The sequence below is a fragment of the Streptomyces sp. R818 genome (assembly GCF_056172735.1).
Genome location: NZ_JAOCNE010000006.1, coordinates 720,563 through 733,388 on the forward strand (window position 1 = coordinate 720,563; position 12,826 = coordinate 733,388).

8 protein-coding genes are annotated in these 12,826 nt (G+C 72.7%); 7 read left to right on the top strand and 1 reads right to left on the bottom strand.

Features of this window, described 5'->3' with window-relative positions; genetic code table 11:
- Positions 1-8: 8 nt before the first annotated feature.
- Positions 9-1,946, top strand: a complete 1,938-nt coding sequence (gene recQ, locus N5I75_RS19670; protein ID WP_476679223.1) for a DNA helicase RecQ — start codon at positions 9-11, stop codon at positions 1,944-1,946.
- Positions 1,947-2,046: 100 nt separating this feature from the next.
- On the opposite strand, the gene fahA is transcribed toward recQ, so the two are convergent.
- Entirely contained in the window at positions 2,047-3,309 is a 1,263-nt protein-coding gene (gene fahA / locus N5I75_RS19675) for a fumarylacetoacetase (protein WP_476679224.1), read from the bottom strand.
- 140 nt (positions 3,310-3,449) lie between these two features.
- Here fahA and N5I75_RS19680 point away from each other — a divergent pair, with 140 nt between their 5' ends.
- The 6 genes from N5I75_RS19680 to N5I75_RS19705 all read left to right on the top strand — a co-directional run bounded on the left by N5I75_RS19680 (position 3,450) and on the right by N5I75_RS19705 (position 12,809).
- Positions 3,450-4,733, top strand: a complete 1,284-nt coding sequence (locus tag N5I75_RS19680) for a carboxylate--amine ligase (RefSeq protein WP_476679225.1) — start codon at positions 3,450-3,452, stop codon at positions 4,731-4,733.
- Positions 4,730-5,932, top strand: a complete 1,203-nt coding sequence (locus N5I75_RS19685) for an FAD-dependent oxidoreductase (RefSeq protein ID WP_476679226.1) — start codon at positions 4,730-4,732, stop codon at positions 5,930-5,932. Before N5I75_RS19680 ends, N5I75_RS19685 begins: the two co-directional genes overlap by 4 nt.
- A 140-nt stretch (positions 5,933-6,072) precedes the next feature.
- The gene (locus N5I75_RS19690; RefSeq protein ID WP_476679227.1) at positions 6,073-10,749 is read left to right on the top strand and encodes a DUF6531 domain-containing protein; all 4,677 of its coding nucleotides are present in this window, start codon (positions 6,073-6,075) and stop codon (positions 10,747-10,749) included.
- Positions 10,739-11,182 (top strand): hypothetical protein, encoded by a 444-nt coding sequence (locus N5I75_RS19695; protein WP_476679228.1) that lies wholly within the window; start codon positions 10,739-10,741, stop codon positions 11,180-11,182. The genes N5I75_RS19690 and N5I75_RS19695 overlap by 11 nt, the downstream gene beginning before the upstream one ends.
- A gap of 39 nt (positions 11,183-11,221) precedes the next feature.
- Entirely contained in the window at positions 11,222-12,040 is an 819-nt protein-coding gene (locus N5I75_RS19700; RefSeq protein ID WP_476679229.1) for a hypothetical protein, read from the top strand.
- Positions 12,006-12,809 carry an HAD family hydrolase gene (locus N5I75_RS19705; RefSeq protein ID WP_476679230.1) on the top strand — a complete coding sequence of 268 codons (804 nt, stop codon included), beginning with the start codon at positions 12,006-12,008 and terminating at the stop codon, positions 12,807-12,809. The genes N5I75_RS19700 and N5I75_RS19705 overlap by 35 nt, the downstream gene beginning before the upstream one ends.
- Positions 12,810-12,826: the final 17 nt, after the last annotated feature.

The following is a 12,826-nucleotide window of genomic DNA, read 5'->3' on the forward strand; positions in this document are numbered from 1 at the left end:
CTGAGGGTATGAGCGAGATGACCGACAGTGAGGCGCTTGCCACGCTGCACCGCGTCTTCGGGTACGACGCGTTCCGCGGCGAGCAGGAAGCGGTCATCGAGCACGTGGTCAGCGGCGGGGACGCTGTCGTCCTCATGCCGACCGGCGGCGGCAAGTCGCTCTGCTACCAGATCCCGGCCCTGGTCAGAGCGGGGACAGGCGTCGTCGTCTCACCACTGATCGCGCTGATGCAGGACCAGGTGGACGCGCTGCGGGCGCTCGGCGTGCGCGCCGGGTTCATGAACTCGACGCAGGACTTCGACGAGCGGCGCACGGTCGAGGCCGAGTTCCTCGCAGGCGAGCTGGACCTGCTCTACCTGGCGCCCGAGCGGCTGCGGCTCGACGCCACGCTCAACCTCCTCTCCCGCGGCAAGATCTCCGTCTTCGCGATCGACGAGGCGCACTGCGTCGCCCAGTGGGGCCACGACTTCCGGCCGGACTACCTGGCCCTGGAGGTGCTCGGCCAGCGCTGGCCCGACGTGCCGCGCATCGCGCTCACCGCCACGGCCACGCACGCCACGCACCAGGAGATCACCCAGCGCCTGGGCATGCCCGACGCCAAGCACTTCGTCGCCAGCTTCGACCGGCCCAACATCCAGTACCGGATCGTCGGCAAGGCCGACCCGAAGAAGCAACTCCTGACTTTCCTCAAGCAGGAGCACGAGGGCGACGCGGGCATCGTGTACTGCCTGTCGCGCAAGTCCGTCGAGGCGACGGCCGAGTTCCTCAGCAGGAACGGGATCGAGGCCGTGCCGTACCACGCGGGTCTCGACGCGGGCACGCGCCAGGCGCACCAGTCCCGGTTCCTGCGCGAGGAGGGCCTGGTCGTCTGCGCGACCATCGCGTTCGGCATGGGCATCGACAAGCCGGACGTCCGGTTCGTCGCCCACCTGGACCTGCCGAAGTCCGTCGAGGGCTACTACCAGGAGACGGGCCGCGCCGGGCGCGACGGGCTGCCGTCGACGGCGTGGATGGCGTACGGGCTCCAGGACGTCGTCCAGCAGCGCAAGCTGATCAACATGGGGGAGGGCGGCGAGGCGTTCCGGCGCCGCGCCTCCGCCCACCTCGACTCGATGCTGGCGCTCTGCGAGACGGCCCAGTGCCGCAGGTCCCAGCTGCTCCAGTACTTCGGCCAGGACCCGGAGTCCGGCGCCTGCGGCAACTGCGACACGTGTCTGACCCCGCCCGAGACCTGGGACGGCACGGTCGCCGCGCAGAAGATCCTCTCCACGGTGGTGCGGCTCGACCGGGAGCGGAGGCAGAAGTTCGGCGCGGGCCAGATCATCGACATCCTGCTCGGCAAGCGCACCGCCAAGGTCATCCAGTTCGACCACGACCAGCTCTCCGTCTTCGGTATCGGTGAGGAGCTGACCGAGGTCGAATGGCGGGGCGTGGTGCGGCAGTTGCTGGCGCAGGGGCTCATCGCGGTCGAGGGCGAGTACGGGACGCTGGTGCTCACCGAGGAGAGCGCGACCGTGCTCGGCGGGCAGCGCGAGGTACGCCTCCGCAAGGAACCGAAGAAGGCGGCGGCACCGCGCGCCACGGCCCGCGAGCGCAAGGCCAAAACGCCCGCCGCCGACCTGCCCGAGGAGCTGCTGCCGGTCTTCGAGGCGCTGCGGTCCTGGCGCGGGGCGCAGGCGAAGGAGAACGGCGTCCCGGCGTACGTCATCTTCCACGACGCGACGCTCAAGGAGATCGCGCAGCAACGCCCGACGTCCATCGCCCAGTTGGGCACGATCGGCGGGGTCGGCGAGAAGAAGCTGGCGACGTGGGGGGCGGGCGTGCTGGAGGTTCTGGCCGGCCTTGACGGTGGTGCGCGGGGCGCGGCCGGTCCGGAGCCGGAGGACGACTTCGGGCCCGAGCCCGACTTCGGACCCGAGCCCGAGCCCGAGGACATCGACTGGTGAGCCGGGGGCGGGGTGGCCGTCAGTGCCTCAGATCGCCGACGGTGGCGCGGGTCCCGCGGGTGCGCCGCCGTCGTGGTTGCCCGCGCAGTTCCCCGCGCCCCTAGGAGGTCACGATCCTGCCGGAGACGTCGCCCAGCCCGACCCTCGTGCCGCCTGGGCCCGGGGCCCAGGCCGACAAGGTCACCTCGTCGCCGTCCTCCAGGAAGCCCCGTTTGCCGTCGGGGAGTTCAAGAGGCTGCTGGCCGTTCCAGGTCATCTCGATGAGGGAGCCGCGTTCCTGTTCGCCGGGGCCGCTGATCGTGCCGGAGCCGTAGAGGTCGCCGGTGCGCAAGGAGGCGCCGTTGACCGTCATGTGGGCCAGCATCTGGGCGCCCGTCCAGTACATGGTCGAGAACGGGGGCTGCGAGATGGTGTGGCCGTTCAGGGAGACCGTGATGCGCAGGTCGTAGCCCGCGGGTTCCAGCGAGGGGGACGCGGTGTCGTCGAGGTAGGGGAGGAGCGGGACCGTGCGCGGCGGCGCGGGCACGCGTGCCTCGTCCAGGGCGTCGAGCGGCGTGATCCACGCGGAGATCGACGTCGCGAAGGACTTGCCGAGGTGCGGGCCGAGCGGCACGGTCTCCCAGGACTGGATGTCACGCGCCGACCAGTCGTTGAGCAGGCAGATCCCGAAGACGTGGTCGCGGTAGGCGGACAGCGGCACGGCGGTGCCCTGCGCGGACGGCACCCCGACCACGTAGCCGACCTCCGTCTCGATGTCGAGGCGGACCGAGGGGCCGAAGACGGGCGCCGGGTCGGACGGGCCCTTGCGCTGGCCGGACGGGCGTACGACGTCCGTCCCCGAGACGACGACCGTGCCCGCCCGGCCGTGATAGCCCACCGGCAGGTGCTTCCAGTTGGGCTTCAGGGGCTCCTCGTCCGGGCGGAAGAGGCGGCCGAGGTTCGAGGCGTGATGCTCGGAGGCGTAGAAGTCGACGTAGTCCGCGACCTCGAAGGGGAGGTGCAGCGTGACCGCGGAGAGCGGGCGCAGGAAGGGCAGGACGGTGGCGCGGTGCGCGGGCTCCGTCACCCAGGAGGTCAGCTCCCGGCGCACGTCGGACCAGACCGTACGGCCCGCCGCGAGGAGCGGGTTGAGGGTCGGGTGGGACAGGAGCGGGGCGTGCGGGGAGCCGAGCGCTTCGGCCGCCGCGCCCGCGTCGAGGACGTGATCGCCGATGCGGACGCCGACCCGGCGTTCGCCGGTGGGTCCGTCGGCGCGGTCGGTGCTCTCGGAGAAGACTCCGTAGGGAAGGTTGTGCGGGCCGAAGGGGTCGCCCTCGGGGAGGTCGAGCGGGGTGTGCTCGGACGTGCCAGCCGTGCCGGTCATGCCTGTTGGCCTCACTTTCCATCGCGTGCCGTGCGGGTCACGTTACGTGGGGGACGCGCGTTCGGGCAGTGCCTGGACGGGTGCGTAATGTCCGGATGAACCGTTGTTGGAGGGGTCGGTTCCGGCTTAGCGTCACCGGCATGACGGCAGAGTCCGGCGGGCGGGCGCGGGGCGGTCCCGCGATCGTGCCGCCCGCTCTCGACCGCGACGTGCCGGGTCTGATCGTCAAGTTCGGCGCCTACCCGCTGCACCACGGAGGCGTGGGCGCCCTTCGCAGCCTGGGGCGGCTCGGTGTGCCCATGTACGCGATCACCGAGGACCGGTGCACGCCCGCGGTCGCCTCCCGCTATCTGCGCGGCGCCTTCCCGTGGCGGACGACCGGGACGGAGGACCCGTACCGTCTCGTCGACGGGCTGCTGCGCATCGCGCGCCGCATCGGGCGGCCGACCGTGCTGATCCCGACGGACGAGGAGGCGGCCGTCCTCATCGCCGAGCACCAGGACCCGCTCGCCGCGGCAGGGTTCCTCTTTCCGCGCGTGGACCGGGGATTGCCGCGCCGTCTGGCCAGCAAGCAAGGGCTGCACGAGCTGTGCGCGGAGCACGGGGTGCCGTCGCCCACGACCGTGTCCCCGCGCAGCCGGGCGGAGATCGAGGAGTTCGCCGCGCGGCCGGCGAACTTCCCGGTCGTCGCGAAGAACCGCGAGGCCTTCACGCGCCGCGGCAACCCGGCCGTGCACGGGACGACGGTGATCCACACCGCGTCCCACCTGCGCGCACTCGCCCGCGCCTGGGGTGAGCGGCCCGCCGTGATCCTCCAGGAGTATCTGCCGCGCGAGGACGCCGAGGACTGGATCGTGCACGCGTACGTCGGCGAGGACGGCACCGCCCGCGCCCTCTTCACCGGCGTCAAGCTCCGTTCGTGGCCGCCGCACGCGGGCATGACGGCGCACGCCTGCGTCGTCGACAATCCGGAGCTCGCGGACGTCGTCACGCGCTTCGTCGAAGAGCTCGGCTTCACCGGGATCATCGACCTCGACCTGCGCCTCGACCGGCGCGACGGGCGGTACCGGCTGCTCGACTTCAACCCGCGGGCCGGCGCCCAGTTCCGCCTGTTCGAGAACGACGCCGGCATCGATGTCGTCCGCGCCCTGCACCTCTCGCTCACCGGACGTGCCGTCCCGGCGGGGCGACAGCGGGCGGGCCGGCGCTACATGGTGGAGAACATCGACCTGCCGGCCCGGCTCGCCTACCGGTGCGGCGGCGCGGCGGCCCCGCGCGTCCCGGTCCCCGCGCGCGGTACGGAGCTCGCCTGGTGGGCGGCGGACGATCCGCGCCCGTTCCTCACGATGCTCGCCCGCTCCGTGGGCCCCGGGGCGGCCCAGCTGCGCCGGCTGTGGCGGGCCTCCCGGGGAGGGGCGCCGTGAGCCGTCCGGTCGCCGTCATCGGAGCGGGGCCCTACGGCCTGTCCACCGCCGCCCACCTCTGCGCACGCGGCATCCCCGTCCGCGTCTTCGGCGACCCCATGGCGAGCTGGCGTGCGCACATGCCCGCGGGCATGGTCCTCAAGTCCGTCCCGGCCGCCTCGACGATCGACGCACCGCGGCGCGGCCACACCCTCGGTGACTTCTGTGCAGCGACCGGTATCGAGCCCCTGGTCAGGGACGTGGACCTGATCCCCGCCGAGGTGTTCGTCGCGTACGGGGACTGGTTCCGGCGCACGTTGGTGCCCGGTCTGGAGCGCGTCCGTGTCGTCTCCGTGGACCGGCGCGGCGACGCGGATCTCGCGGTGCGGCTCGACTCGGGCGAGCGGTTCACGGCGCGCGCGGTGGTCGTCGCCACCGGCCTGTCCCATCTCGCGCACCTGCCGCCGGAGCTGGCCGCGGCCGTCCCCGGCGGACCCGCCCCCGACGGGCCGCTCTCGCACAGCGCCCAGCACCACGACCTGTCCCGGTTCGCGGGCAAGGAGCTGCTCGTGATCGGAGCGGGCCAGTCCGCCCTAGAGACGGCGGCGCTCGCGGTCGAGGCCGGGGCGGACGTAGAGGTGGTGGCGCGCGGCCGGGGCCGGGTGCGGTTCGGCGCGCCGCCGTGGGAGCAGCCGAGGCTGCGCCCGGCGACACCGTTCGGGCGGGCCTGGTCGCTGTACGCGCTCACGTACTACCCGCACCAGTACCGGCGCCTGCCGCCGCTCGTACGGCACTTCCTGACCCGCCGCGTACTGGGCCCCCTCGGCGCCTGGTGGCTGCGCGAGCGGTTCGAGGGGAAGGTGGCGGTGCGGGAGGTCGCCGCCGTGGAGGCGGCGCACGTGTCGGGCGGCGCCCCCGTCCTCACCGTCCGCACCCACGACGGCCACCGCCGGCACCTCTGCGCGGATCATGTGATCGCGGCGACGGGCTACCGCGTGGACCTGGCGGCCCTGCCGTTCCTCAGTGACGGGCTGCGTGCCCGGATCGCCGTCAGCAGGGGGACACCGCGCCTCGGCGCCGGGTACGTCTCGTCCGTCCCGGGGCTGTACTTCACGGGCATGCTGAGCGGTTCCTCGTACGGGCCGCTGATGCGGTTCGTGTGCGGCACGGCGTTCGCGTCCCCGCGGCTGGCACGGCATCTGGCCGCCGCACACGGGTGAGGGACTCCCGGCGCTCTGCCCCCACGCCTCGATCTCTGCAACTATCGTCCGGCGGGACGCGTCCTCACCCTTGTCACGCGGTGGCAACAGCGGACGCGCCGCGCGGTGAACCATGGTTGTGGTAACGGGGGTTACAGCGTATGGGCTACACGATTCCAGGCTGGCTGGACGACGTTCTGGACTTCATCGGGATCAACTTCCCGAACGTCGACGAGGACGACTACCGCGAGATGGCCACGGCCATGCGGGAGTTCGCGGAGCAGTTCGAGGGACACGGCGGCGACGCGCACAAGGCGGTCACCCGCATCCTGTCCTCCTCCGAGGGCTGGGCCGTCGACTCGTTCGAGAAGCACTGGAACCAGGTGAAGACCTCCCACCTGGAGAAACTCCCCGAGCTGGCGCGCCTGTTCGCGGACGCGTGCGACGTGCTCGCCGACATCATCTTCGGAATGAAGACGAAGGCCGAGATCGAACTGGGCGTCATGGCCGCCTCGGTGGGCATCTCGGCGGGTCTGGCTGTCGTCACCGGCGGTCTGTCGGCGCTGATCGGCGCCGCCGAGGTCACCGCGATGCGGCAGGTCGTCAAGCGGATCATCGACGAGGCCGTGGACCGGATCGTCGACGAGGTCCTCGCCAAGATCACCGAGCCGGTCAACGCCAAGCTGGAGGCGATGGTCGAGGACATGGTGCTCGACCTCGCGGAGGGCGCCTTCCACATGCCGCCCGCCGACGGCAGCGGTGGCGGTGGCGGCGGGCACGACGGCAAGGGCGGGATGCACCTCGCCTCGGCCGGGAGCGCCACCGGCGGCATGCAGCTCGCCTCGGCGGACGGCGGCGGTGGCGGTGGCGGCAAGCGTACGAAGATCGACCACATCGAGTTCGAGGACGGCGCGGGCAAGGTCGCCAAGCACGGCAGCGAGTTGCGTCTGGCATCGTCCACGTCGCTGGGCAAGGCCCGCAGCGCGTTCGGCCGCAGCAAGGGCCGCGACCCGTTCACGCAGGCCTTCGACAGCGTGCTGCACGGCGCGCTCAAGGGCTCCGAGAAGGCGCTCGGCAAGGTCGCCAAGCACATCACGGAGACCGTGCCGGACCGGGCGAAGGCGACCTCGCGGCTGCACAAGGGCACCGATCACGACGTCCGGGACAAGGTCAACGCGATCACCGGGGGCAAGAAGGACGGGGACGGCAAGGGGGGTGGCGGGCAGCCCGGTTCAGGCTCCCCGCTCAGGATCGACGCGGACCGCAAGAGCGACCCCGACCTCGTCGACCGCGCCAAGGACGCCCGTGCCCTGAACGCGAAGGAGACATGCGGCGACCCCATCGACATGGCCAGCGGCCAGATGGTCATGGACCAGACCGACGTCGAACTGCCGGGCGCGCTGCCGCTCGTGCTGCGCCGCACCCATCTGAGCGGTTACGCCCACGGCCGGTGCTTCGGCCCCGCCTGGGCCTCCACGCTGGACGAGCGCCTGGAGCGGGACGCCGGGGCGGACGGTGTGTGGTGGCGCCGCGAGGACGGCTCCAGCCTCTACTACCCGCGCACCCCGGACATCGTCGGTGACCGTGTCGACCCCGTGGCCGGGGATCCGCTGCCGCTGACCTATCTCTCCCAGGGCACGTCGTACGTTCTGGTGGTGCAGGACCCGTACACCGGCCTGACCCGGTACTTCGAACCCTCGGAGAGCGGCGAGGGCCTGTGGTGGCTGGTGCGGACCGAGGACCGCAACCATCACCAGATCACGATCGAACGAGCCGAGGACGACACCCTCGTCGAGGTCGCCCACTCCGGCGGCTACCGGATCGGGATCACGACCGCCGAGGGCGGCCCGCGCGTCACCGGCCTGCACCTGATCACCGAGGACGGACCGGTCCGGCTGCGCGGCTACCTCTACGACGAGGCGGGCGAGCTGGCCGAGGTCCGCAACGCCGTCGACGCGCCGACGCGCTTCAGCTACGACGGCGCCCACCGTGTCACCGGGTGGCGGGACGGGCACGCCACGGCGTTCCACTACGTCTACGACGGGTCGGGCCGGGTCGTTCAGACCCAGGGCAGCGACGGAATCCTGAACTCCCGGATCACGTACGCCGGTCCGCACGGGGACGGCACCACGACCGCCACGTACACCGACTCCCTCGGTCACTCCACCACCTACCGGGCCAACGCGCACGGGCAGATCGTCGCGATCACCGACCCGCTCGGCCACACCACCACCCAGACCTGGGACGCCCGCGACCGTCTCCTCAGCCGCACCGACCCGCTCGGGCACACCCGCCGCCACACCTACGACTCCACGGGCAACCTCGTGGAGACCACGTACGAGGACGGCACCCGGACCACCGTCGTCCACAACGAGCTGCGCCTGCCCACCGAGATCCGGCTGGCCGACGGCACGACCCTGCACCACACCTACGACGCCCGCGGCAACCTCGTCCGGACGACCGACGCGGACGGCGGCGTCACCCACTACGGCCGTGACGACTCGGGCTGCGTCACCTCCGTCACCGACGCCCTCGGGCACACCAGCACGGTGCTCAACAACGCGGCGGGGCTGCCGGTCGCCGTGACCGACCCGCTGGGGGCGGTCACCGAGTACCGCAGGGACGCCTTCGGCCGGGTCCACGAACTGACCGACCCGCTCGGCGCCACGGCGACCCTCGTCTGGTCCGCCGAGGGCAAGCCGCTCCGCTTCACCGCCGCCGACGGCTCCACGGAGAGCTGGGAGTGGGACGGCGAGGGCAACTGCACCCGGCACACGGACGCCGTCGGCGGGCGGACCTCCTTCGAGTTCGGCCCCTTCGACCTGGTGACGGCCCGCACCGGACCGGACGGCGCCCGCTACGAGTTCGCGCACGACACCGAACGCCGCCTGACCAAGGTCACCGCGCCGACCGGACTCACCTGGACGTACGCCTACGACGCGGCGGGGCGCACCGTCACCGAGACGGACTTCGACGGCCGCCGCACGGACTTCGGCCACGACGCCGCGGGCCGCCTGACCACACGCACCGGAGCCACGGGCGAGCTGATCCGCTTCGAACGGGACAGCCGGGGCCGCACCGTCCGCAAGGAGTCCGGCGACGCGGTCACGACGTTCGCCTACGGCCCGTGCGGCGAACTGGTCCGGGCGACCGGCCCCGACGCGGACTGCACCTTCGCATGGGACACGGCCGGACGGCTGACCGCGGAGACCGTCAACGGGCGGACCGTCCGCCACACCTACGACGCGCTCGGCCGCCGCCTCACCCGCACCACCCCGGCCGGCACCACCTCGACACGCACCTACGACGCCGCGGGCCGTGTCACCGAACTCACCACGGCGGGCCGCACCCTGGCCTTCGCGCACGACCCGGCGGGACGGGAACTCACCCGCACGCTCGGCTCCGCGCTGCGCCTGCACGGCTCCTACGACGTGCTCGGCCGGCTCACCCGGCAGGAGCTGACCGGGCGGGCGGGCCGCACCCTGCTGCGCCGCGACATCGACTACCGGGCCGACGGGCTGCCGACCGGCATCGACGACCACGGCTCCGGCGCGCGCCGCTTCGACCTCGACCCGGCCGGCCGCGTCACCGCCGTCCACGCCGCGCACTGGCCGGAGCGGTACGCCTACGACGCGGCGGGCAACCAGACCCGGGCCGACTGGTCCGCGCGCCTGCCCGGCCACGACGCCGCGGGCGAGCGGACGTACACCGGCACCCTGATCCGTACCGCGGGCTCCGTGCACTACGAGTACGACGCCCAGGGCCGCACCGTCGTGCGCCGCAGGACCCGGGACTCGCGCAAGGCCGACGTGTGGCGCTACACCTGGGACGCGGACAGCCGCCTCACCCGTGCGGTCACCCCGGACGGCACCGCGTGGCGCTATCTGCACGACCCGTTCGGCCGCCGTATCGCCAAGCAGCGGCTGGCCGGGGACGGCGTCAGCGTCCTGGAACAGACCGACTTCGTGTGGGACGGCAGCACCCTCGTCGAACAGACCACCCGCACCTTCGGCACGGGCGACCCCGGCGCGCTGACCCTGACCTGGGAGCACGACGGACTGCGGCCGGTCAGCCAGACCGAGCGCAAGCACAGCGGCGACGCCGAGACCGACTCCCGCTTCTTCGCGATCGTGACCGACCTGGTGGGCGCCCCCACGGAACTCGTCGACGAGCAGGGCGAGATCGCCTGGCGCACCCGTGCCACGGTGTGGGGCGCGACCGTGTGGAACCGCGACGCCCGCGCCCACACGCCGCTGCGCTTCCCCGGCCAGTACGCGGACCCCGAGACCGGCCTGCACTACAACTACCACCGGCACTACGACCCCGAGACCGCCCGCTACGTCAGCCCCGACCCGCTGGGCCTGGGCCCCGCCCCTAACCCGGTGACATACGTCCACAACCCGCACCTGTGGGCCGACCCGCTGGGCCTCGCCTCGCAGTACAACCCGGTCTTCCCCACCCGGGCGGAGGCGTTCAACCACGCCAGGGACATGGCGGGCGTGCCGAACTCGGCGCAGCCGGTCCGCCAGTGGGAGATCGGCGGCGACCCGCTCCAGCAGCACCGGGGCAACTACGAGTACCGCCCCTACGATCCGAACGCGGACCCCGACCGGGATCCGCGCGCCGGCTGGGGCCGCTACTACCAGTACGACACCCCGGACGGCTCGCGGGTCATCGCCGAGCACACCTCCGACCCCAGGGCGCCCCACCCGCACTTCCACGCGGGAAAGCCCCCGGAGGGTTCGCCCAGGGACATCAACATGCAGGGCAGGACGTACAAACAGATCATGCCGAAGCACCACATCTACTACGCACGGGAGCGATGCAGTGGAAAGTAGGCTGCAACAAAAGCTCCGCGAACGCCGCGAGCAGGCGGCCCTGGAAGCCGTCGAGGCGGGCCTCGGTGACCTGCGGACCGGGGAGGCGCTGCCGCCCGGCGACGAGCCGGAGTGGGTGCGCGCGGCGATCGACCGGTCGCGGTCGATCCACACGGAGCCGGACGAACTCCTGCCGGAGGACGCCGCGCCGCGGGAACTCGACGCCTGGATCGAACGTCTCCTCGCGGCCCATGGCGTGGCGGGGAAGCTCTACGTGGCCACCCATGTGGGGGCGCGGCCCTGGCTGGAGTGCGAGGTCCCGGCGACGGGCTGGACGGCGCGTCTGCGCGGCGCGGTCGAGGAGCCCTGGATGTTCCTGTCGAAGCCGCTCGACCGGCTCGTGATCGTCTCCGAGGCCGAGTACTTCTACGAGGCGTACACCGCCGCGCGGTGATCGCCGCCGAACTCCTCGCGGAGGAAGAGGTTCGATGCCGTGTCGCCGCTCAGGGGCGGCGGCCTCGCGGTGGCGGGCGCGGACACGGTCGTGGTGTACGACGGGGACGCGCGCGTGCGCTGGGAGTACGGGTTCGGGGCGTGGGCCGGCCGCGGCAACGCGTCCGCGTCCTGCGTGGACGACGCCACGGGCCGCCTCCTGCTGGTCACTGTCCCCGGCCCCGGCACGGGCGACGGCGCCTGCGCCGGTGACCTGTGTGTCGCCCTGGACCTCACCGACGGCCGCCGCGTCGCGGAGGCGGTGCTCCCTTCGGCGACAGCGGCGTACACGTTCCAGCAGTCTTTCACCGACCCCGCGCAGATCCTGCTGAGCGCGCTCCAGGGCGACACCTTCTACGGTCTTCAGGTCACGACCGGTGGCGGGGACGGTCTGGCGGTGGCGGAGATCGGCCTGGAGAACGATCCGGTCGCCGGTCTGTGCCGGGACGGCGCGGTGCTCAAGGCGGACGTGGGTGGCGGCTGGCTCAGCCGCTGGCAGGAGGGCCATAAGGACGTGATCGCCGAGGCGGAGGACGTCCTGCCCGAGGGGCACCTCTTCGTCCCCCCCCGTGCGGCGGAGCAGGATGGGACCCTACGCGGGCACGTCCTGCTCCGATCCCCTGGCGCTGGGCGACGGGACGTGGCTCACGGCGGAGGGGGACGTGGTGCGGCGCTGGAGGCCGTCGGGGAGGCCTGTCTGAGCGTCCGGGGCCCCATACCACAACCGCCCCACACGGCCGGTACTCGACGGCCCGCACGGTCAACCGGTCCGTATTCTTCGGATCATGGCCGCTCCCGCATATGCACTCATCGCCACTGACCTGGACGGAACGCTGCTGCGCGGCGACGACACGGTCTCCGACCGCACCCGGGCCGCCCTCGCGGCGGCCGTCCGGGCCGGGGCCCGGCACATCGTGGTGACGGGGCGGCCCGCGCCCCGCGTCAAGCCGCTCCTCGACGATCTCGGCGGCGCCGGGCTCGCGGTGTGCGCGCAGGGCGCCCAGCTGTACGACGCCGCGAGCGACCGGCTGCTGTGGTCGCTCACGCTCGACCGGGAGCTGGCCGAGCAGGCGCTCGGGAAGATCGAGGCGGAGGTCGGCCAGGTCCACGCGGCGGTCGACCAGGACGGCGTCGACGGCCTCACCCTCATCGAGCCGCAGTACCTGATGCCGCACCCCACGCTCCCGGCGGTCCGGGTCGGCCGCCGCGCCGACCTGTGGGCGGAGCCGATCAGCAAGGTGCTCCTTCGCCATCCCGGCCTGACGGACGACGAGTTGGCGACAGTGGCTCGTGCCGCGGTCGGCCCCCTCGCCTCCGTCACCATGTCGGGCCCCGGCACGGTCGAACTCCAGCCGCACGGCGTGACCAAGGCGACCGGCCTGAGCCTGGCGGCCCGGAGCCTGGCCGCGGGCCCCGACGACACCCTCGCTTTCGGCGACATGCCGAACGACGTCCCGATGTTCGGCTGGGCGGCGCGCGGCGTGGCGATGGCCAACGCGCATCCGGAGCTGAAGGCGGTCGCCGACGAGGTGACGGCGTCCAACGAGGAGGACGGGGTGGCCGTGGTCCTCGAGCGGTACTACGGGTAGCCGGCCGGGGAGGGGTG

Excerpts from the sequence above, each read along its gene's own strand:
- recQ (WP_476679223.1), top strand. The coding sequence starts at position 9 with ATGAGCGAGATGACCGACAGTGAGGCGCTTGCCACGCTGCACCGCGTC.
- N5I75_RS19705 (WP_476679230.1), top strand. The coding sequence starts at position 12,006 with ATGGCCGCTCCCGCATATGCACTCATCGCCACTGACCTGGACGGAACG.
- N5I75_RS19690 (WP_476679227.1), top strand. The coding sequence starts at position 6,073 with ATGGGCTACACGATTCCAGGCTGGCTGGACGACGTTCTGGACTTCATC.
- fahA (WP_476679224.1), bottom strand. The coding sequence starts at position 3,309 with ATGACCGGCACGGCTGGCACGTCCGAGCACACCCCGCTCGACCTCCCC.
- N5I75_RS19680 (WP_476679225.1), top strand. The coding sequence starts at position 3,450 with ATGACGGCAGAGTCCGGCGGGCGGGCGCGGGGCGGTCCCGCGATCGTG.